Raw genomic sequence first — 21,093 nt, 5'->3', positions numbered from 1 at the left:
TCAGTGCGTCAGCTCGGGCGTGGCAAGGACGGCATCGCGGTGTACCACCCCGGCGCGCTCGAACTCGTCGATGTCGTCGTCGCTGTAGCCGAGTTCGCTCAGTACCTCGTGGGTGTGCTGACCGTTCAGCGGAGCCGGTCGGTAGATCTCCTGCGGCTGTTTGGCAAGGCGGAAGGCGAATCCGGGTGTCTTCACATGGCCTTCGGTCGGATGGTCGTACTCGACGAACGATGCGTTGTGCCGCACCTGTGGGTCGTCGACGACCTGGCGGTAGTCGTACACCGGTCCGACCCAAACGCCTGCCGCACCAAGAACTTCGAGCCAGTGTTGGGTGGTGTCGCGTTTCAGGTTCTCAGTCACCAGCGCGGAGATGGCATCTCGATGGGTGAAGCCGTCGCGCTCGGAGTCGAACGCCTCGAATCTCGGATCGTCGAAGACCTTTGCCAGCACGTCCATCTCGGCGAAAGAGAGCGCGATGAAGTCATCGGAGGTCGCGAAGACGCCGTACGGCGCGCGGATATAGCTGTGCGCGTGGATCTCGTCGGACGGCGTTTGGGCCACCCCACCGACCGTGGCGACGCTGAGTTCCTGCATCTGTGCGGCGATGATGGCATCGAGCATATTGACCTCGACCAACTGGCCCTCACCGGTGCGCTGGCGATGGAACAACGCGGCCATTGCTCCTTCGAACGCCGAGTAGGCGGTAAAGGCGTCGGCGAGAAAGAAGGGCCCGGGGCGTGGCGGCTCGTCGCCTCGCCGCGCACTCGCCAGACCACCGCTCATGGCCTGCAACAGCACGTCCTGACCCGGGCGGTTCGCGTACGGACCCGTCTGGCCGTAACCCGACATGCTCACGTAGATCAGCTTCGGGTTGATCGCGCTGAGCGTCTCGTAGTCGACTCCGAGCCGGTCAGCGACACCTGGCCGGTAGTTCTGCAGGAACACGTCGGCCGTTTCGACCAGGCCGGTGAGTATTCGCCGGCCGGCCGGGGACTTGAGGTTCAGTGACAGCGACCGCTTGTTGCGGTTCAGAGACAGGAAGGAGGCGTTGACGGTGTTCCCGCGAGCGCCGCCGGCGGACACGTGACGCTGCCATTCACCGGTGACCGGCTCCACCTTGATCACATCCGCGCCGAGGTCAGCCAATTTCTGGGCAGCGAACGGTCCTGCCATCGCGATGGATACATCGATCACGCGGACACCTTCCAACACCTTCACGTTGCGCTCCTCATGCTGCTGGCCGATGGCCCGGTTCTGTGGTGGCGGTTACGTTAGCGCTCACGTTAGCGCTAACGCAACCGTGATCGAGTGGCGGAGTGAACGCTCACCTTCACGGCGTGCGCTGCCGTCGACGGCGAGCCCGAGGCGGTAATCTGACGGCAGCGAAGGCGGGCTTGGCGAACGGGTGTCGACAGTGAACGAGCCGAACGGCGGCGTCCGGAGGCGGCGAGGTCGAGGGTCAATAAAGAGCGTGACCATGGCCGATGTGAGCCGGGCCGCCGGATTCTCGATGCAAACCGTCTCGCGAGCACTGAGCCGGCCAGAGACCGTCACCGACGAAACACTCGAACGGGTCACCAGGGCCGTCGCCGAGACCGGCTATGTACCGAACCTCGCAGCAAGCCACCTGGCGTCGAACCGCAGTCGCACCGTCGCGGCGATCCTGCCGGCCATCTCGACATCGGTCTTCTCGGACACGCTGCGGTCAGCGACCACGCGTCTGGCCCCGCACGGTTATCAGCTGATCGTCGGGTACACCGACTATCACCCTGAGCGTGAAGAGGAACTGGTTCGCAGCTTCATCCAACGACGACCCGACGGATTCTTCATCGTCGGCACGCGACACACGCCGGGAACCACTCGCCTGCTGAAGGGTTACGCGCATCCCGTCGTGGAGACATGGGACTGGAACGACTCGCCGACGGACACACTCGTCGGATTCTCCAATCGAAAAGCCCTCGCGGACATGGTTCGTCACCTCGTGACGCAGGGGCACCGGCGCCTGGCCTTCGCCGGGGTGATCACCGGCGGGGACGAGCGGGCACAGCGCCGGTTGGAGGGCTTTCAGGACGCTGTCGCGGACCTGTTGCCCGACGAGCCGGTTCGGGTCGTGGACCTGCCCGGCGAACCGATCGCGATGGACACCGGGGTACGGCTGCTGGAAGTGGCGTTGGAGAGGCATCCCGAGATCACCGCACTGGTGTTCCCGACCGACGTCTTCGCATCAGCCGCTGTGCTGGCTGCGCCGGACCTGGGCGTGGATGTACCCGGGCGGCTCGCCATCACCGGATTCGGCGACTTCGAAATGGCCCGGCATTTGCGTCCCGCGTTGACGACGGTGGCGGTCGACAGTCAGCAGATCGGTTCTCGCGCTGCCGATCTGCTCCTGGCGCGGATGCTCGACCAGCCGATCGACGAGCCGTCCGTCGACATCGGCTACCGCATCGAAGTGCGGCAGAGCGCTTAGCCCGAGCTCAGTACGGCGCACCGGGTAACTCGCTACACCACATTCCGCAGCGGCTCGCCGCGAGCGAGCCTGCCGATGTTGTCGGCGATGTCGGCGGCCCTGGCCGCGAAGGTATTCGTGGTGACACCCGATACGTGCGGGGTCATGAGCACGTTCGGCAGGGTGTGGAACGGCATGTCGCTCGGGCTGCCGTAGCCCGTGGCATCCGGGTAGCGGTACCACACGTCGATCGCCGCGGCCGCGATACCACCTGTCGAAAGTGCTTCGTAGAGGGCAGCTTCCGCGACCAGCGGTCCCCGGCCGACGTTGATCAGGACGCCGGCGGGCCCGAGTGCACGCAGTTCGGCCGCGCCGATCATGCCGACGGTTCGCTCGGTCAGCGGTGCGCACACCACCACGACCTCGGATGCGGTCATCAACTGTTCGAGCCGGTTGGTGTCGCCGGCCCAGGTCAGTCCCTCGGCTGCGGCGTCGACGCTGCCGCTGCCTGTCACCGCGGCGCCCTCGACGCCGAACGCCCGCAGCAGATTCCAGCTGCTGCGGCCGATGTGGCCGAATCCGACGAAACCGACGCGTGCGCCATGCAGCGAACTGGACTGGCCGATCGTGCGGTCATAGCCCGGGGTGGCCCACCGGCCGGTGCGCAATGCGCGGTCCTGCTCGGGCAGGTTACGGCGCAGCATGACGGCGGCCCCGGCGACATATTCGGCGATCGACTGCTCGTGGTTGAACGTGTTGGCCACCTGCACGTCCGGGCCGAGGCTGCCGAAGGCCACCTTGTCGGTGCCCGCACCGTTGACGTGCACGAGGCGCAATCGGCGTGCTGCTGTGGCCATCTCAGGCGTGAAGCGGCTGCCGACGAACACATCGGCATCGCGCAGGTCATCGATGACACCAACGTCGCCCGGCGTATGCCAGTGCACCGACGCGTCCTCGGGCAGGTCGGCTTCCAGCCGCTGCCGGTGCGGCACCAGATACGAATCGGCGATTACGATCTTCATCTCAACCCCGTTGCAGTGCAGGACGTTTGCTGTCGAACTTCCATCCTGGAATCAGGTATTGCATGGCCGCCGCGTCGTCGCGGGCGCCCAGGCCCTTCGCCAGGTAGAGCTCGTGCGCCGCGGCCACCCGCTCGTCGTCGAGCTCGACCCCGAGACCCGGTGTGGCGGGCACGTCGAGGTATCCGTCGACGATCCGGTAGGGCTGCTTGGTGATGCGCTGACCGTCCTGCCAGATCCAGTGGGTGTCGATGGCGGTGATGGTGCCCGGCGCCGCGGCTGCGACGTGGGTGAACATCGCCAGGGACACGTCGAAGTGGTTGTTGGAGTGCGAACCCCACGTGAGACCCCAGGCGTCGCACAGCTGAGCCACGCGCACCGAACCGCTCATCGTCCAGAAGTGCGGATCGGCCAACGGAATGTCCACCGCGCCCGCACGTATCGCGTGGCCCATCTCGCGCCAGTCGGTGGCAATCATGTTGGTGGCGGTCGGCAGGCCGGTGGCCCGTTTGAATTCCGCCATCACCTCGCGGCCCGAGAACGTGCCCTCGGGCCCGACGGGATCCTCGGCGTAGGCCAGGACATCGGTGAGTTGACGGCACGTGTCGATCGCGTCGGCGAGCAGCCAGCCGCCGTTGGGGTCGAGCGTGATTCGTGCGTCCGGGAACCGTTCGGCAAGTGCGGTGACGGCCTTGGCCTCCTCGGCGGCGGGCAGCACACCGCCCTTGAGCTTGAAGTCGCGGAAGCCGTAGCGGGCACGAGCCGCCTCGGCGAGCCGGACGACGGCCTCCGGGGACAGCGCCTCGTCGTGGCGGATGCGCATCCAGTCGTCGGCGCCCGCCGGTTCGTCGGCAGCCGACTGGTAGGGCAGGTCGGTGCGGTTGCGGTCGCCCACGAAGAACAGGTAGCCCAGCGCCTGCACGCGGTCGCGCTGCTGACCGTCGCCGAGCAGGGCCGCGACCGGCACCCCGAGGTGCTTGCCGAGCAGGTCGAGCAGCGCCGACTCGACCGCGGTGACCGCGTGCACCGTCACCCGTAGGTCGAAGGTCTGCGCGCCGCGACCCGCGCTGTCGCGGTCGGCGAACTGTCGGCGGATACTCGCCAGCACCGCGTGGTACTCCCCGATCGACCTGCCCTCGACGAGCCGGCGGGCATCATCGAGCGTGCGGCGGATCGCTTCACCGCCGGGCACCTCACCGACTCCGGTGTTGCCGTCGGAGTCCTTCAGGACCAACAGATTCCGGGTGAAGTACGGCCCGTGCGCGCCGCTGAGGTTCAACAGCATGCTGTCGTGACCGGCGATCGGGATCACGGTCATACCCGTCACGACGGGTGTGGCGGTCTTGGTGCTCATCATCTTCTCCTGGTGTTCATGCGAACCACTTGTCCCCGTTGGCAACCGGCCGGACGACGCGCGAAACCTTGTCGCACACCATGCGCAGGGCGTCGACGATTTCGCGTTCGCGGGCCGGCGTGAGCCGCGACAGCGGCACCGACGCACTGATCGCGTCCTGCGCGGGCTGCAGGTAGCGCAGCGAGACCGCGAAGCACTTTATCCCCGTGGTGTTTTCCTCGTCCTCGGTCGCGTATCCCCTGACCCGAGTCTCGTCGAGCGACGCCTCGAGTGCGGCCCGATCGGTCACGGTGCGCGGGGTGAGCGGGGTCAGCGTCGGCGGGATGTGCGCATCGAGCTCGGCGCCGAAGCGCTCGGCGAGCAGCGCCTTGCCGAGTGCGGTGGTGTAGGCCGGCAACCGGCGACCCACCTTGTTCGTCGTGCGCACGTACTGGCGGGATTCCCTGGTTGCCAGGTACACCACGTCATGGCCGTCGAGTCGGCCGAGGTGAAAGGTCTCGTCGAGGTCGCCGCGCAGATCGTCGAGAAAGGGCGTGATCATCGGCAGGTAGGGGTCGGCGTCGAGGTAACTCGTGCCGACGAGCAGCGCCCGGACGCCGATGCTGTACTGGCTGCCGGCATCGTCGGAGCGGACCCAGCCCTGAGCCACCAGCGTGCGCAGCAGTGCGTGTGCCGAGCTGCGCGGCATCTCCAGTGCCGCACAGATATCCCGGATACGGCACAGCTGGTCCGGCCGGGCCGCCAGGTATTCGAGCAACTCCACGGTGCGCACCGCGGACTTCACTTTCCGCACCGAAACACTGTCCTCGCCGGTCATTTCAGCCCCCGATCAACTGACGGACGATCAGCACCACCGCGCCGAGCGTAGAGATCACGATCGCGGCCCACCGTTGGCGCTGCCGGTCCAGATGGCGATTGACCCACCGCGACAACCCGTAGCCGGCGATGCACGCGGGAATCAGCATCGCGAACACGACGACTGTGTGGCGGTCGATGGATCCGGTCAGCGCGAGCACCACGAGCGACAGCACCGAGCCGACGAGGAAGAATCCGCTCATGGTTCCGCGCAGGCGGGCACCGGTGTTGTTCTGCCACACCAGCGCCATGGGCGGGCCGCCGATCGACGTGGCGGTGCCGAGCAGCCCCGACGTGGCCCCGGCCAGCACCAGATTGCGCCGGTGCGGGGCCGGTATCCAGCCGAAGCTCGTCAGTGCGACGCCACCGAGCACGACCGCGGCCAGCGCATAGGCCAGCGTCCGCTCGGGCAGCACCACGAGCAGCAGCGCGCCTGCGATGGTCCCCGGCACACGCCCGGCGAGTGCCCAGCCCGTGCCTGCCAGGTCGATGTCCTCGCGCTCGCGCACCACGACCATCAAGGTGACCATGGTGGCCAGCATGATCAGGGTGCCCGGAATCAGACCGGGATCGACGATGGCGACGATCGGCGCCGCCAGCATTCCCATGCCGAAGCCGATCGAGGCCTGCATGCATGACGCCAGCACGATGGCGGCGGCGATGATCACATAGCCGGCGATGCTCACGCCGAAACCGGCACGGCCGGCCGCAGTGGGTGATGGCATTCGGACATGTGGTCGGCGGCCTCGGCGTCGAACCGGGGATCGGGCGCCTGCGTCGCGCAGATCTCGGTGGCCTGCCAGCAGCGGGTGCGAAAACGGCACCCCGACGGCGGGTTCAGCGGCGAGGGCACCTCGCCGCTCAACAGGATCCGGTCGTTGCGTTGCGCCGCATCGAGTTTCGGTGCCGCCGACATCAACGCCGCGGTGTAGGGATGGCGGGGATGCTGGTAGACGTCCTCGGTGCTCCCGCTTTCGATCATGCGCCCCAAATACATCACCGTGACGCGGTCGGCGACGTGGCGGACCACCGAAAGATCGTGCGAGATGAAGATGTAGGAGATCTGCAGTTCCTGTTGCAGATCGTTGAGCAGGTTGAGCACCTGTGCCTGCACCGAGAGGTCGAGCGCGGACACCGGTTCGTCGCAGATGATCACGTCGGGGTTGAGCGCCAGCGCCCGGGCGATACCGATGCGTTGCCGCTGTCCGCCGGAGAACTCCTGCGGGTATTTGTTGGCGGCCTTGGCGCCGAGCCCGACCATGTCCAGCAGTCCCCGTATCCGCATCTCGCGGTCTTTGCGGTTCGGGTACAGCGTCTTGTGGGTGCGCCACGGCTCGGCGATGATGTCGCCCGCCGTCATGCGGGAGTTCAGCGATGCGTACGGATCCTGAAAGACCATCTGCACGCGGCGGCGGAACTTCAGCAAGTCCTTGCCGCGCAGGCTGAACGGGTCGATACCGTCGAATGTGACGCTTCCGGAATCGGGGCGCTCGAGCATCATCAGAGTCCGTGCCAGCGTGGACTTTCCGCAGCCGGACTCACCCACGAGGCCGAGCGTCTTGCCGCGGGCGAGGTCGAGGGTGATGCCGTCGAGTGCGGCCAGCCGGTTCTTGCCGACCCGGAACGACTTCCGCAGATGGCGGACGCTCAGCAACTGATCAGACATTGGTGACCTCCTCCGGGAAATGGCATGCGCTGCGCCGGCCGTCGCCTTGCAGCGCGGGCCTCGTGGTGATGCAGATGTCGCGGGCAAGCGGGCAGCGGTCCTGGTAGACACAGCCGGCCGGAATCGAGTGCAGGTCCGGTGGCGCACCGCCGATCGACTTGAGCGTCTCGCCGCGCACCGCGCTGACCGGCACCGAGTTCAGCAGGCCCTTGGTGTACGGGTGGCGGGGGTTGTCGAAAACCTCTGCGACCGGACCGGTTTCGACGACCTGGCCGGCGTACATCACCGCGACCCGGTCGGCCTCCTCGGCGACGAGGGCGAGGTCGTGCGTGATGAGCACGACGGCCATGTCGTACTCGGTGCGCAAGTCACGCAGCAGCGCCATGATCTGGGCCTGCACGGTGACGTCGAGTGCGGTCGTGGGCTCGTCGGCGATCAGGACACTGGGGTTGAGCGCAACGGCCATCGCGATGAGCAGCCGCTGGCGCATGCCACCGGAGAACTGATGCGGATACGAGTTCAGCCGGGTCTCGGGCTGCGGAATCCCGACGCGGGCCATGAGCTCGACTGCTTTGCGTTTTGCTTCCTTGGCGGACAATCCCCGATGGATCCGGAACGGTTCGGCCAGTTGGGTTCCCACGGTATAGAGCGGGTTGAGCGCGGTGAGCGCGTCCTGGAAGACGATCGCCAACTCGGTGCCCGCGATCTCGCGGCGCTTCTTGCGGTCGGCACTGAACAGATCGACCTCGCTATCTTTGCCGGTGAGCTTCGCGGTGCCCGACACGACGTCGGCGACCGGCTCCAGCAGGCCGACCAGGGCCGTCGCGGTCATCGACTTGCCGCAGCCGGATTCGCCGAGCAGCGCCAGGGTTTCGCCCCGCTCGGCCGAGAACGACACGTTGTCGACGGCGCGGACGGTACCGGTGATGGTGCGGATGTCGACGGACAGATCGTCGACCACCAGTGCGGTCATGACAGATCCCTTCAGGAGAGGCGCTTTGCGGCACCGGTGAAGCGGGACAGGCGTTTCTGCGGGACGGTGAGCCGCCAGCGCTGGCCGGGATCGGTGGCGATGCGCGCCCAGGCGGCGAGGATGGTGGCCGAAACCGTGGTGATGACGATGGCCAGGCCGGGGAAGAACGACAACCACCATGCGGTGTGGAGGTAGGTGCGGCCCTGCGACACCATGAGACCCCAGCTGATGTCGGGCGGCTGGATGCCGATGCCGAGGAAGCTCAGTGAGCTCTCGGCCAGCATGACGTAGCAGAAGTCCAGCGTGGCGACCGTGAGCAGGGTGGGCAGCACGATCGGCACGACGTGACGCATGATGATCGAGCTCGCGCCCGCACCGAATGTGCGTGCGGCGTCGACGAATACGCGGCTCTGCAGTTCGGCCGACTCGGCGCGTGCGGTGCGCAGGTAGACCGGGATCCTGGTGATCGCCAGCACCAGGATGATGTTGGCGGCACTCGGTGAGAACACGTAGAGGACCACGACCGCCAACAGCAGCGACGGGAAGCTCATGATGACGTCGGCGACCCGCATCGCGACGGTCTCGCGCCAGCCCCGGTGGAAGCCGGCCCACATGCCGATCATCGACCCGATCACCGCCGAGATGACCACGGCCGGAACGGCAACCGACAGTGTCGTGCGGCTTGCCACGATGAGCCTGGCCAGCATGCTGCGGCCCAGCGGGTCGGTGCCGAGAATGTTGGCCCAGCCGTGGGCGAGCGTGAACGGCGCCTGGTTGGAGTTGTCGAGGTCGATGTCGGTGGCGAGATCGCCGACCAGCATGGGCCCGAAGATGGCGACGAGGAACACCAGGGCCAGCACGGTGGCGGCGGCGGCCGCCACCCGGTCGTTGCCCAGCATCCGCAGCCATACACCGGGGTCGCGGCGGCGCGCCGTCTCGGTGTCCGCCTCACCGACGATCGCCGTCGTCGGCTTCACCGGCACCAGGTCGATTTGTGTGCTCATATCGCTGAACTCCTAAACCTTCGCTGGTTCCCGCACCCGGGCGTCGAGTAGCGCGTAACAGGCATCGATGACGATGTTGAGGATGAAAATGCTGACCGCGGTGAGCAATACGGCTGCCTGCAGGACCGCGAAGTCACGTTGCAGAATCGCGTCGATCATGAGCTTGCCGATACCGGGCCAGCCGAAGATCGCCTCGACCACCACCGCGCCGTTGATCAGGCCGACCGCGAGGTCGCCCGCGACGGTGAGGGCGGGGGCGGCCGCGTTGCGCAGCGCATGGTGGCTGACGACCCGCAGATCGCCTGCGCCCTTGCTGCGCGCGAGCCGGATGTAGGGCGCCGAGAGTGCCGAGACCATCGCGCCGCGCACCACCTGGGTGAGCACGCCGAGCGGGCGGATCATCAAGGTCGCGATCGGCAGGATCCACGACAGCACACCGCTGTCCACACCGGATGTGGGCAGCCAGCCGAGCAGGACCGCGAACAACCACACCCCGGTGATCGCGAACCAGAAGTCGGGGATCGACGCCGCGGTCATGGACAGCAGGCTGGAGAACCGGTCGGCCAGTGAGTTGGGCCGGTAGGCCGCCCAGCAGCCGATGATGACCGCGCCGATGATGGCCAGAAGCATTGTGGTGACGGCCAATTGCAGGGTTGCGGGGAAGGCGCGCAGCGCCATCTCCGACGCCGATTCCCCGGTCCGCAGGGATGTGCCGAAGTCGAGGTGGATGACGCCCTTGAAGTAGTCCATCAACTGGGCGAGCATCGGCTGGTCGAACCCGTTGGCGGTACGGAAGGCCTCGCGCTGCTCGGGCGTGGCCGATTCGGGCAGGTACAGGTTGGTCGGATCACCGGTGAGCCGGGCCAGCAGGAAGACGCCGAGCAGGACGATGATCAACGGGATGGCGCTCGTGTACATCCGGCGCCGGACGAAAGGGAACATTGCTAGGTCCTATTCCTCGTCACTGCTTGTCGGTGCGGTCGGCGGCGAACGTCATCTGCGACACCCGCATCTCGTCACCGGTCGCCGAGTCGGGTTGGTAATCGACACGTGGGGACTTCGCGAGCACACCGGTCATGTGTGCGATGTATGCGAACTGGCCGATCTCGTCGGGTTCGTCGGCGAAGATCTTGGCGTAGGCATCTTGGCGTTGTTGCCCGGTGAGCTCACCGGCCGCCTCGATCTTCTTGTCGAAAGCCGGTGTGCCGTAGGCACTCTGTGCACCGTCGCTGCGCATGTACTGATCCACGCTGAACGCGGCGTCTCCGGCCTGGTTGCCGTGCATGATCAGTGCGATGAACGGTCCGGCGCCGGCCGGGAACGGCTGCAACTGGTACTGCAGCTGTGCGGCGGTGTCCATCATCTCGATCTTGACGTTGAGGCCGATCTTGCTGAGCTCGTTCTGGATCACCTCGACGGTCTCGGTGACACCGGGGAACTGGCTGTTGCGGCCGATCAAGCGGATCTGGCGGTCGACCGGGACACCGTCGGCCCTGGCCTCGTCGACCAGCTGTTTGGCCTTGTCGGGGTCATAGGGCCACAGCTGCAGGTCCTTGTTGTAGCCGACGACACCCTCGGGGATCAGCTGCGAGGCCGGCTCACCCAGACCGCGGTAGATGGCTTTCACGATCCCGGTCCGGTTGACCGAGTAGTTGATGGCGTGGCGGATCCGGATGTCGTCGAGTGGCGCCTCGGTCGCCGTGATGCGCAGCGCCGTGGTCTCGTTGTTGGGGAACGGCACGCCGAGTTCGCCTGCACCGTCCTCGGGCCCCACCGACGTACCGATGTCGGCCTCGTCGTTGACGACCATGGCCGCCCGCACGCTGCCCTCGCTGCGCCACTTGTATTCCGCGCGAGCGAAATCCGGTTTCTTGCCCCAGTACCTGTCGTTGCGCGCCAAGACGAGGTTCTGCCCGTAGTCCCACCGTTCGATGGCATATGGCCCCGTGCCGATCGGCTCGCGCACCTTTTGGGTCATGCTGGTGGTCTTAGGCACGATTTCGACGAACGAAATACGCAGCGGCAGAATCGGATCTGGCTTGGGTGTGCCGACGACGACGGTCTTGTCGTCGGGCGCGGAGACGTCGAGTACGTCGTCGCCGAACACGTATCCGTCGACGTTGCACTGCAGGTCGGAGTTGACGGCCCGGTCGATGGAGAAGGCGGCGTCGGCGGCCGTGAAGGGCGTGCCGTCGGAGAACGTGACTCCCTGGCGGACATCGAAGGTCCATCGATCCGGCGCGGTTTGATGCCAGCCGGTGGCCAGCAGCGGCAGCAGGTCACCGGTCTGCGGATCGCGCTCGATGAGCGGTTCGGTGATGTTGGACCGCACGACCACGCCGGTGGAGGTCAGCGAGCTTTCGCAGGGCTCGAGCGTCGGTGGTTCCTGGGGTAGCACGATCCGCAGCGTGTTCGGGTCGTAGCCGCCATGCGAAGTGTTGGCGACGGTGCAGCCCGCCGTGAGCGAGCACGCGGCCAGCCCGGCAGCCGTAGCGACAAGGACGCGCCTCATGGATCCTCCAGATAGTGACGTCCACGTATGTGGATGCTGGTTGTGACCGCAGACACACGCTATGAATGGCCGCCAGAGGTCGTCAACCCGCCTAGATCGGCTGAAACGGGGGCATCGAGCCGCTGAGCCGGTGGGGTTAGGGCACCGTAACTAGCGCTCTGAGCTGGTATTTTACCGTCAGGAGCACCGGCCGATGCGGGCAATGCACTGGTGTGCGGGCAAATTATGCAGCTTGCGTATCAACCCATGCTATTTCCGTGTTGGACGGGTATTTGCAGGCAGGCTTAGCGTAAGTGCATCCCGACCTAGGAGAACGTGTGCCGACACCCGATTCCACCCGCCGCGTCCTGCAGGTGGGCCCGCTCAAGCCCTCACTGGCCGAGACCCTGCTCAACACCTACGACGCCCTGGTCCTGCCCGACGGCTCCGAGCGTGCGGCGTTCCTGGCCGAACACGGCGCCCGGATCCACGCCGCGGTCACGTCCGGGCGCACCGGCGTGAACGCGGAACTCATGGCGGCGCTGCCGAATCTCGGCGCGGTCGTGAACTTCGGAGTCGGCTATGACACCACCGACGTCGACGCGGCCGCCGCCAGGGGCGTGATGGTCAGCAACACCCCTGACGTACTGAGTGACTGCGTCGCCGATACGGCTGTCGGCCTGTTGATCGACGTGCTTCGCCAGTTCTCGGCCGCTGATCGCTACCTGCGCGCCGGACGTTGGCCCGCCGACGGCAATTACCCTCTGACGCACAAGGTTTCGGGTTCCCGCGTCGGAATCATCGGGCTCGGCCGCATCGGCAACGCGATCGCCACCCGCCTCACCGCATTCGGCTGCTCGATCAGCTATCACAATCGCAACGAACGCACCGACAGTCCATACGAGTACATCGCGTCTCCGGTCGAACTCGCCCGGCAGGTCGACGTACTGGTCATCGCGGCCGCCGGCGGCAACGCGACCCGCAACCTCGTCGACCGAGACGTGCTCGACGCCCTCGGGCCGAACGGCTATCTGGTCAACATCGCGCGCGGCAGCGTCGTCGACGAAGACGCACTCGTCGAAGCGCTGGCCGACGGCCGGCTCGCCGGTGCCGGGCTCGACGTGTTCGTCGACGAGCCGAACGTGCCCGAGCCGCTGCTGACGATGGACAACGTGGTGCTCCTGCCGCACGTCGGCAGTGGCACGGTCGAGACCCGGGCCGCCATGGAGGCACTCACCCTCGCCAACCTCGACAAGTTTCTGCAGTCCGGCGAGCTCGTCACGCCGGTGCCGATGCCCGCCGCGAGCAGGGGTTAACCGACGAAGTCCTCGACGAGGTCGTCGGTCGTCCACTCGCGCTGCGGCAGTACGTCGCGCAACAAGCGCAACAGGGCCGGATTGGTGCTGTCGCCGCGCCACACGGCGTCGAGTTCGACCGGGCGCTCCCGGAACGCGCCGATCGACCGGAACACCACCCCCTCCGGGTGCAGCGTCGCGGCCGACGCGGGCACCAGCGCGATCCCGATGCCCGAGCGCACCAGGACGAGCATGGTGTGCACCTGCGTGACGTACTGGACGTAGCGCGGCGTCGCGCCGGCGATCGTGAACGTGCTGATCAACAGTTCGTTGAAGTACCGGGCCTGCACGGGCGAATACATGACCATGTCCTGGCCGTCGAGGTCGTTGAGGGTGAGCTGGCGGCTCACATCCACCAGCGGGTGCGACGCCGGTAAAGCGGCGATGAGCTGTTCGTGCAACAACGGGCGGGATACGAGGCCGGGGCGCTTGAGCGGCGGCCTGGCCATGCCGAGATCCAGCTCGCCGGTCATGAGGCCCTCGATCTGAACGGCGGTGACCATCTCCCGCAGGTCAAGCTTCACGTCGGGAAGCTGCGCCCGCGCGGCGTCGAGCAGCGGGGGCAGAATCGCGTGCGCCGAGGCGGCGGTGAAACCGATCACCACTGTACCGAGATCGCCTGCGGGAACCCGTTTTACGTTCAGGGCGGCACCTTCGGCCAGCTGCAGGATGCGGCGCGCGTCGGGAAGGAAGGCCACCCCGGCCGGCGTCAGGGTGACCGACCGGGTGGTGCGGTCGATCAAATGCACGCCGAGTTCGTTCTCCAGCTGCTGGATCTGGCGGCTGAGCGGGGGCTGTGTCATGTGCAACCGTTCCGCGGCGCGGCCGAAATGCAGTTCCTCCGCGACTGCGATGAAACACGACAGCCTCGACAGTGAGAACATCGCTGCAGCCTAACGACCGCGCGCCCGATAAATGCGCTAACGGCATGAATCGAGACGGACGCCGCCCTGGCCGGGCATTCACGGGGTCGCGGCGGGAGAACGCGAGGTGTGAGTTTCCGCCATCGGGGGTAAGAAGGTGTACGGCGTCGAGGTCGATAGACTCGTCGCCAGTGCCATCAGGGGCCACGAACACGTCGGAGGTGACGATGACTAGCCAGCCAGACCCGGCCGTTGGAGCCAGCAGCGCTGCAGCGGCGGCCAGCTGTGCAGTCGAAGAACGCCGGATCGGTGAGATCAGCGTGGTATCGGTGGCAGGGACGGTGGACATGTTGACCGCTCCGCAGCTCGAAGAAGCGATCGGCTCGGCCGCGAAGAGCTCACCGACTGCGGTGGTGGTCGACCTGAGCGAGGTGGACTTCCTGGCCTCCGCCGGGATGGGCGTACTGGTGGCCGCACACGGCGACCTCAGCCCCGAGGTGAAAGTCGCCGTCGTCGCAGACGGCCCCGCCACCAGCCGGCCGCTCAAACTCGTCGGGATCGCCGAAGTCGTCGACTTGTTCGCGACGCTCGACGAGGCGCTGTCTTCCCTGGCGACATAAAACCGGTCGCAATCGGGTAGCCACCAGGTCGTTATGACAGACGCAGCCGAGTCAGCGAACTTCAGTAAGGTGGACATCACCGCTGCCCCCGAACGGGCCGCGCAAGTGCGGCATGAGTTTTCGGATTGGCTGCGAAGAAATTTCACTCTCGATCCGGTCAAAACCAGCGATGTGTTGTTGGCCGTCAACGAGGCGCTCGCCAACGCGGCCGAATTCGCCTACGTCGGGGCGGCCGAGCCCGGGGTCATGCATGTGCGTGCCGACTACGACCGGGACGCGGCCACCCTCACCGTCACGGTGACCGACGAGGGCGCCTGGCGGATCAGCGAGAAGACCGAAGACCCGGCCCGTGGCCGCGGCATACCCCTGATGCACGCACTCACCGACCGAGCCGTCATCGACTCGACAGCCGCGGGCACGCGGGTATCCCTGCAGTGGCAAGACATCTCGGCGATACCGACGGCAGTGGACGTGGCGGCTCAGAACTGCGGGAGCCGCACCACCTGAACGAAGAACTCGTCGATCTGGCGCACCGCACTCATGAACTGGTCCAGGTCAACGGGTTTGGTGACGTAGGCGTTGGCGTGCAGTTTGTAGCTACGCAGAATGTCTTCTTCCGCCGACGAAGTCGTGAGCACCACGATCGGGATGTGGCACAGGTCCGCATCGGATTTGATCTGCTCGAGCAGCTGCCGTCCGTCGTACTTCGGCAGGTTGAGGTCGAGCAGGATCAGATCCGGCCTCGGCGCGTTCTCGTACGCGCCGCGCCGGTAGAGGAAGTCCAGGCCCTCCTCGCCGTCGTGGGCGACGTGCAGGTTGTTCTTGATCTTGTTGTGCTCGAAGGCTTCTCGGGTGATGAGCTCATCGCCGGGATCGTCCTCCACCAGCAGGATGTCAATCGCTCGAGTGTCGGGATCGGTCATTCCGGTATTCCTTCCAGTTGGCCCGTGGGAACCTCGTTCGGCTCGGTGGTCGGTGTTGCGGGCAGGGTGAAGAAGAATCGCGTGCCGCCGGTGTAGGACGTGTCGATCCAGATGCTCCCGCCGTGGTATTCGACGATCTTCTTGCAGAGCGCGAGGCCGATGCCCGTTCCCCCGTACACGTCGCGGCCATGTAGCCGCTGGAAGATGACGAACACCTTGTCGACGAACTCCTCGGCGATGCCGATTCCGTTGTCCGTCACCGAGAATACCCAGTTGTCGGAATCGCTACCCGTACCCGACCAGTAATCGATGACGATCCGGGGCGCGACGTCGGCCTGCCGGAACTTCACGGCGTTGCCGATGAGGTTCTGCCACACCATCGTCAGTAGTGTCGGGTCGCCATCGATATGAGGAAGCGGCTGCGCCGGGCGCACGATCTCAGCACCCGACTCATCGATGGCAGTCGACAGGTTGCTCATGGCACGGTCGAGTACCGCGTCGAGATCCACTTCGGTGTTTGTCGCGTTGAGCCGCCCGACGCGAGAGAACGTGAGCAGATCGTTGATCAGCACCTGCATGCGTTTGGCGCCGTCGACGGCGTAGCCGATGTATTCGGCGCCGCGCTCGTCGAGCTTGTCCCCGTAACGCTTTTCGAGGAGCTGGCAGAACGAGGCCACCTTGCGCAACGGCTCCTGCAGATCGTGTGAGGCCACGTAGGCGAACTGCTCGAGTTCGGCGTTGGACCGCCGTAACTCGGCGGCCTGTTCGTCCAGCGCCTCGCTGGCCGATCGCGACGCGTCGAGCTCGTCGACGATCCGCTGCCGCATGTCTTCGACATCTGCCGCGATCGCCCGAATGTCCTTCGGGCCTTTGGGGACAATGCGTTCGCCGAAGTTCCCCTGGGTGATCCTGCGGCACGATGCCGCGAGGCCACCCAGCGGTCGCGTCACGGCGCTGCGCACCGACACCGCGATCAGCAGCGCCATCGTGAAGAAACCCGCGACCATCGCGATCAGCACACCGTCCCGCCAGCCGCGGACCTGCGCGAGATCGTCGATACTCGCGTCCCTGGCCTCGGCGAGGTGGTTGTTCTGGACGTCGAACAACGCACGCAGCCGGTCGAATTCAACCCTGCCGCCCTCTGCCATGCTGTTGTCAATGACGGTGGGCTGGCCGGGGGTCACACTGGCGACGAGGGGCTCGGCATACGTCGTCCGCCACGTGGCGGCGGCCCGCTCGATCGCGTCGAGGTCGGCGATCAGGTCGCTGCGACCGGCCAGTTGCCTCCGGATTTCCTCCGCCGCAGCCGCTTCCGCTTGCCGACCCTCGTCATACGGTCCAAGGAACTGGCGGTCCGCGGCGATCGCGTACCCACGGACCGCGGTTTCCTGGTCCCGCAGTGCCGCCTGCAACTGATAGGCAGCCACCCGGGCAGGCTGAATGTCGTCGATGAGTTCACTGGTCATCGCGTCAGTACGGTTCATCAGAAGGCCGCCTGCCACCGCGCCGGACAGGACGACAGCGCCCATGATCGACAACGCCAGGTTCAGCCAGCCTTGCACCGTGAGTTTCATGTCGATGATCGCTCCACACGGATGACCGCGATGTCGTCGGTGAGCCCGCCGTGCGGTTGCGCGCGGGATTCGGCCTGGCGGATCAGGTTGTCGACGAATTCCGGGCCGGGCAGGTGTGCCAGCGAGCGGGCCATCGTGAGCAGGCCGTCCTCGCCGAGCCGTTCATCCCCGTCTCCCGCGTGCCCCTCGAACAGCCCGTCCGTGAGCAGCACGATGCCGTGGCCCTCGTCGAGTTGCAGCCGGTTCACCGGCCACTCCGTGGCGCCGAGTCCGAGTGCCGCGCCGGCCGGTGGCTCAAGCCAATCCACGGTGCCCGTGCCATGCAGCAGCATGCCGGGGTGGCCGGCTCGGACGGCCGTGAAATGCCCGCTGGACGGATCCAGAGCCACGCTCAGCAGGGTCGCGAAGATCCCGCGGCCAGGACGCTCGGTCGTCAGGATGCGGTCGAGTTGGTGCATTCGTTCGTTGCCGCGCAGACCCGCGAAAGTCAGGGCCCGCCAACCGATACGCAACGCCACGCCGACAGCGGCCTCATCCGGGCCGTGGCCTGACACGTCACCGATCATCACGTGGACGGTGCCGTCGGGTGTCTGAACGACGTCATAGAAGTCGCCGCCGATCAGGGCGTCGCGCCGGCTCGGGAGCGACTGCGTGACGATTTCGACACCTGGGTTCTCATGGAGCAACGGGGACGGCAGCAAACCCCGCTCGAGACGCGCGTTCTCCTGCTCGCGCAGCCGGCTGGCGTGCAGGTCGACCGCGGTGAGTTCGGCACGTTTTCGTTCGATCGCGTAAAGGACAGCGCGCCGCAGCATCTCGGGATCGACACGGCCTTTGACGAGGTAGTCCTGTGCACCTGAGGCGACGGCCGAGATACCGAAGTGCTCGTCATTGAGTCCGGTCAGCACGATGATCGGGATCGTGGAATCGCGCCGGCCCAGCCGGTGCAGGGCGTCGATACCAGTCGCGTCGGGCAGGTTCAGATCGAGCAACACACAGTCGGGCCTGCGGTCGGCCACCATGCGCTCGGCGTCGGAGATCGACTGTGCCCAGATGAAGTCGATGTCTGCGGCGGCATCCGCGATCAGCTCTTCCACCAGCAACGCGTCCGCGCGATCGTCTTCGACCAGCAACAACGACAGCCGGTGGGCACCGGGCGTGCTGAAGACACCCGTGGTGGACGCAGCCATAAGCTGCGGGTCTAGCGGCGCGCGCATGGGAAATCACGTCCTTTACGAAATGCGGTCACCCCGGTCGCGCTGACCCCTGCTTTAGTGACAACTTCTCGACAATACCCAGTCACCGGCGTCAATTCAGCATCGGGAGCGTCTCACCCCGGCCAAGGGGCGGCGCCCTGCGCATGTCTGTATCGACTTCGGGCCGCACCGTCGACGCGACAGACGGTCCGTCAATCCGCGAGGTACAACGTGTAGTGGCCAGGCCCCGTCTCGTAGCAATACGAGTAGCTGTTGCCTGCAGCATTCGCCTGTTTCGCCGCGCTCTTGCAGGCCGTCTGATTCGTCCCGAAGTCGATGTAGTCGTCGGCGCCGGCCACCGCTGCGTCACTCATCGAAATGGCGGCGGCAAAAGCGCCGAAAAGAATCAACGTGCGCAAATGGTTCATCAGCACCTCCCCACGCGGGCCCTTCGGGCGGCGTTCGAGGCACTTTACTGGCAGCGGTAGACCGTGCGGAGCGTTTCAAGAAGCTGAGCGGCGTACCACAGGCCCTCCTGGCCGACCAGAATCACCAGCGCGGTGCGGCCGCCTCAAATGAGGGATCGACGCTGCGCATGTAGCCGGTGTCGTCGCGATCCCGGATGCCGCAACGCACGTACTGCTCGTGCAGCGCGGCCAGGCTGTCGTCGTCGATCTGCACGCCCAGGCCGGGCGCCGTTGGCACCGGCACCGATCCGTCGCGGAACACCAGCGCGCCGTCCTTGACGACATCCTCGGTCTTCCACGGCCAGTGCGTGTCGCATGCGTAGGTGAGATTCGGTGTGGCAGCAGCCAAGTGGACCATCGCGGCCAGGCTGATGCCCAGATGTGAATTCGAGTGCATGGACAGGCCGAGCCCGAACGTGTCGCAGATGCCGGCCAGCAACCGCGAACGCTGCAGCCCACCCCAGTAGTGGTGATCGGACAGCACGACCGACACCGATTTCTTGGCGACCGCGGGCGCGAGCTGGTCGAACGCCACCACGCACATGTTGGTGGCCAGCGGCATGGGCGCCTGCGCGGCAACCTCGGCCATGCCGTCAAGGCCCGGGGTGGGATCTTCGAGATACTCCAGGACACCGGCCAGTCCGGAGGCCACCTTGACCGAGGTCTGCGGCGTCCAAGCCGCGTTGGGGTCGAGGCGCAGCGGGTGATCGGGGAACTCGGCGCGCAGTGCCTCGATGGCCGCCATCTCCTCCTCGGGCGCGAACACGCCGCCCTTGAGTTTGATTGCGGTGAAGCCATATTCGTCGACGATGCGGCGAGCCTGCGCGACGATGCCGTCCGGGTCGAGCGCCTCACCCCAGCCGTCCGGTTCCGCACCGGGATGCCCCGCCCATTTGTAGAACAGGTAGGCGCTGAACGGCACTTCCTCGCGCACCGCTCCCCCGAGCAGATCCGAAACCGGCCGGCCGGTCGCCTGCCCCTGCACATCCAGGCAGGCCACTTCGAACGGTGACAACACCTGATCGACCGCGCTGGCGGAGGTGATCATGCCCGCGGTGCCGACCGCGGCGGTGTCACCGCGCAGCCGATCTGCGATGACCGCACGAATGTTGTTGAGCGCGAAGATATCCTGGCCGACGATGGCGTCTGCCGCCGCGGTGAGCCGCTCGAGATGGCGCGTGTCGGCGTAGGTCTCGCCGAGGCCGGTCAGCCCGGCATCGGTGTCGAGCTGGATGATCGCGCGCAGCGCATATGGCTGATGGACACCGACGGTGTTGAGCAGCGGCGGGTCGGCGAAGGCGACCGGCGTGATCCGAGCGCCGGTGATGCGGATCCGGTTTTCCGCCATCAGTGCACCAGGGCGTCGGCGATCACCGCACGGCCGGCAGCGAGGATGCGCTGCAGTTCGGCGACGTCGTCGGGGCTGGCGTCGACCAGCGGGGGCCGCACCGGCCCGGCAGGCAGGCCTTCCATCGTGACGCCGGCCTTGATCAGCGACACCGCGTAGCCGGGCACCTTGTCGCGCAGCCGTACCAGCGGGTGGTAGAACTCGCGCAGCAGCGCGGCGGTGAGCGCCTCGTTGCCGGTCTCCAGCGCCTGGTAGAACGCGAGCGCCAGATCGGGCGCGAACGCGAAGGTGGCCGACGAGTACAGCGTGACGCCGATGGCGCGGTACGCCTGCTGCGACACCTCGGCCGTGGGCAGGCCGTTGAAGAACTGGAACGGCTTGCCGCTGGGCGCCAGCGCATCGGTCACCGCCCGAACGATACGGGCGACCTGATCGAAATCGCCTGTGCCGTCCTTGAATCCGACGACATTGGGCAGCTGCGCGACCTCGACCGCCGATGCTTCGTTGAAGCGCGCGTTGTTGCGGTTGTAAACGACGAGCGGCAGGTCGGTGACGGAGCTGACCTCACGGGTGTAGCCGACGAGGCCCGCTTGCGGCATCTCGACGAGGTACGGCGGGAGGAGCAGCAGCCCGTCGGCTCCGGCTTCGGCGGCCACCCGCGCGAACGTCTTGGCCGACGCGATCGATCCGCCTGCGCCGGCGTACACCGGAACTCGGCCGGCCACGGCCTCGACAGCGGTGCGCACGACGGTGCTCATCTCGGACGGCTCAAGCGCGTGGAATTCGCCTGTGCCGCAACCGATGAAGACACCACCGGGCCCGGCGTCCACACCCTTGGCGACGTGCTGTGCGAGCCGGTCCACGTCCACCTCACCCGCTGCAGTGAGCGGTGTGACGGGGAAGAACAAGACGCCGTCGAGCATATTTCTACTCCTCAGA

21 protein-coding genes are annotated in these 21,093 nt (G+C 66.5%); 4 read left to right on the top strand and 17 right to left on the bottom strand.

The window, feature by feature from the left end:
* The gene (locus ACOI2T_RS03265) at window positions 1–1,194 is read right to left on the bottom strand and encodes a CaiB/BaiF CoA transferase family protein (RefSeq protein WP_421875805.1); all 1,194 of its coding nucleotides are present in this window, start codon (window positions 1,192–1,194) and stop codon (window positions 1–3) included.
* Window positions 1,195–1,477: 283 nt separating this feature from the next.
* Between ACOI2T_RS03265 and ACOI2T_RS03260 the strand changes: the two genes are divergently transcribed.
* On the top strand, window positions 1,478–2,467 hold the full coding sequence (locus ACOI2T_RS03260) for a LacI family DNA-binding transcriptional regulator (protein WP_409502630.1): 990 nt from the start codon (window positions 1,478–1,480) through the stop codon (window positions 2,465–2,467).
* A 32-nt stretch (window positions 2,468–2,499) separates the two neighbouring features.
* On the opposite strand, the gene ACOI2T_RS03255 is transcribed toward ACOI2T_RS03260, so the two are convergent.
* The 9 genes from ACOI2T_RS03255 to ACOI2T_RS03215 are packed head-to-tail and all read right to left on the bottom strand — an operon-like array spanning window position 2,500 to window position 11,829.
* Window positions 2,500–3,468, bottom strand: coding sequence for a 2-hydroxyacid dehydrogenase (locus ACOI2T_RS03255; RefSeq protein WP_409502629.1), 969 nt, complete (start codon window positions 3,466–3,468; stop codon window positions 2,500–2,502).
* A gap of 1 nt (window position 3,469) precedes the next feature.
* Window positions 3,470–4,819, bottom strand: coding sequence for a glucarate dehydratase (gene gudD / locus ACOI2T_RS03250; RefSeq protein WP_409502628.1), 1,350 nt, complete (start codon window positions 4,817–4,819; stop codon window positions 3,470–3,472).
* 16 nt (window positions 4,820–4,835) lie between these two features.
* Window positions 4,836–5,636 (bottom strand): IclR family transcriptional regulator, encoded by an 801-nt coding sequence (locus ACOI2T_RS03245; RefSeq protein ID WP_421875801.1) that lies wholly within the window; start codon window positions 5,634–5,636, stop codon window positions 4,836–4,838.
* 1 nt (window position 5,637) lies between these two features.
* Entirely contained in the window at window positions 5,638–6,399 is a 762-nt protein-coding gene (locus ACOI2T_RS03240; protein ID WP_409502626.1) for a sulfite exporter TauE/SafE family protein, read from the bottom strand.
* On the bottom strand, window positions 6,357–7,340 hold the full coding sequence (locus ACOI2T_RS03235) for an ABC transporter ATP-binding protein (RefSeq protein WP_409502625.1): 984 nt from the start codon (window positions 7,338–7,340) through the stop codon (window positions 6,357–6,359). Before ACOI2T_RS03235 ends, ACOI2T_RS03240 begins: the two co-directional genes overlap by 43 nt.
* Entirely contained in the window at window positions 7,333–8,313 is a 981-nt protein-coding gene (locus ACOI2T_RS03230) for an ABC transporter ATP-binding protein (RefSeq protein WP_409502624.1), read from the bottom strand. The genes ACOI2T_RS03235 and ACOI2T_RS03230 overlap by 8 nt, the downstream gene beginning before the upstream one ends.
* A gap of 11 nt (window positions 8,314–8,324) precedes the next feature.
* On the bottom strand, window positions 8,325–9,317 hold the full coding sequence (locus ACOI2T_RS03225; RefSeq protein ID WP_067850229.1) for an ABC transporter permease: 993 nt from the start codon (window positions 9,315–9,317) through the stop codon (window positions 8,325–8,327).
* Window positions 9,318–9,329: 12 nt separating this feature from the next.
* Window positions 9,330–10,259 carry an ABC transporter permease gene (locus ACOI2T_RS03220; protein WP_409502623.1) on the bottom strand — a complete coding sequence of 310 codons (930 nt, stop codon included), beginning with the start codon at window positions 10,257–10,259 and terminating at the stop codon, window positions 9,330–9,332.
* A gap of 19 nt (window positions 10,260–10,278) precedes the next feature.
* A complete protein-coding gene (locus tag ACOI2T_RS03215; protein WP_067850233.1) occupies window positions 10,279–11,829 on the bottom strand; it encodes an ABC transporter substrate-binding protein in 1,551 nt (516 codons plus the stop codon).
* Between the two features lie 317 nt (window positions 11,830–12,146).
* On the opposite strand from ACOI2T_RS03215, the gene ACOI2T_RS03210 reads away from it, so the two are divergent.
* The gene (locus ACOI2T_RS03210) at window positions 12,147–13,124 is read left to right on the top strand and encodes a 2-hydroxyacid dehydrogenase (protein ID WP_409502622.1); all 978 of its coding nucleotides are present in this window, start codon (window positions 12,147–12,149) and stop codon (window positions 13,122–13,124) included.
* On the opposite strand, the gene ACOI2T_RS03205 is transcribed toward ACOI2T_RS03210, so the two are convergent.
* Window positions 13,121–14,047 (bottom strand): LysR family transcriptional regulator, encoded by a 927-nt coding sequence (locus tag ACOI2T_RS03205; protein ID WP_067850237.1) that lies wholly within the window; start codon window positions 14,045–14,047, stop codon window positions 13,121–13,123. The two genes, ACOI2T_RS03210 and ACOI2T_RS03205, sit on opposite strands and share 4 nt — an antisense overlap.
* A gap of 206 nt (window positions 14,048–14,253) precedes the next feature.
* Between ACOI2T_RS03205 and ACOI2T_RS03200 the strand changes: the two genes are divergently transcribed.
* Together ACOI2T_RS03200 and ACOI2T_RS03195 are read left to right on the top strand one after the other, a co-directional pair.
* The gene (locus tag ACOI2T_RS03200; protein WP_409502621.1) at window positions 14,254–14,646 is read left to right on the top strand and encodes an STAS domain-containing protein; all 393 of its coding nucleotides are present in this window, start codon (window positions 14,254–14,256) and stop codon (window positions 14,644–14,646) included.
* Between the two features lie 33 nt (window positions 14,647–14,679).
* The gene (locus tag ACOI2T_RS03195; protein ID WP_409502620.1) at window positions 14,680–15,153 is read left to right on the top strand and encodes an ATP-binding protein; all 474 of its coding nucleotides are present in this window, start codon (window positions 14,680–14,682) and stop codon (window positions 15,151–15,153) included.
* Here the strand turns inward: ACOI2T_RS03195 and ACOI2T_RS03190 are convergent.
* The 6 genes from ACOI2T_RS03190 to ACOI2T_RS03165 form a co-directional block, all read right to left on the bottom strand.
* Window positions 15,126–15,569 carry a response regulator gene (locus ACOI2T_RS03190; protein ID WP_067850241.1) on the bottom strand — a complete coding sequence of 148 codons (444 nt, stop codon included), beginning with the start codon at window positions 15,567–15,569 and terminating at the stop codon, window positions 15,126–15,128. The two genes, ACOI2T_RS03195 and ACOI2T_RS03190, sit on opposite strands and share 28 nt — an antisense overlap.
* A complete protein-coding gene (locus tag ACOI2T_RS03185) occupies window positions 15,566–17,143 on the bottom strand; it encodes a sensor histidine kinase (protein ID WP_409502619.1) in 1,578 nt (525 codons plus the stop codon). The genes ACOI2T_RS03190 and ACOI2T_RS03185 overlap by 4 nt, the downstream gene beginning before the upstream one ends.
* Entirely contained in the window at window positions 17,140–18,360 is a 1,221-nt protein-coding gene (locus tag ACOI2T_RS03180; protein ID WP_409502618.1) for a PP2C family protein-serine/threonine phosphatase, read from the bottom strand. The genes ACOI2T_RS03185 and ACOI2T_RS03180 overlap by 4 nt, the downstream gene beginning before the upstream one ends.
* A gap of 191 nt (window positions 18,361–18,551) precedes the next feature.
* The gene (locus ACOI2T_RS03175) at window positions 18,552–18,767 is read right to left on the bottom strand and encodes a hypothetical protein (protein WP_409502617.1); all 216 of its coding nucleotides are present in this window, start codon (window positions 18,765–18,767) and stop codon (window positions 18,552–18,554) included.
* A 121-nt stretch (window positions 18,768–18,888) separates the two neighbouring features.
* Window positions 18,889–20,154 (bottom strand): glucarate dehydratase family protein, encoded by a 1,266-nt coding sequence (locus ACOI2T_RS03170; RefSeq protein ID WP_409502616.1) that lies wholly within the window; start codon window positions 20,152–20,154, stop codon window positions 18,889–18,891.
* Window positions 20,154–21,077: a 5-dehydro-4-deoxyglucarate dehydratase gene (locus ACOI2T_RS03165; RefSeq protein WP_067850260.1), complete on the bottom strand. Its 924-nt coding sequence runs from the start codon at window positions 21,075–21,077 to the stop codon at window positions 20,154–20,156. Before ACOI2T_RS03165 ends, ACOI2T_RS03170 begins: the two co-directional genes overlap by 1 nt.
* Between the last annotated feature and the right edge of the window lie 16 nt (window positions 21,078–21,093).

This window comes from Mycolicibacterium wolinskyi str. Jessa 2025, assembly GCF_049241375.1.
In the GTDB taxonomy this organism is placed as follows: Bacteria; Actinomycetota; Actinomycetes; order Mycobacteriales; family Mycobacteriaceae; genus Mycobacterium; species Mycobacterium wolinskyi.
Note: the sequence above shows the minus strand (reverse complement) of the source record. Positions and strands in the feature narration are given on the sequence as shown.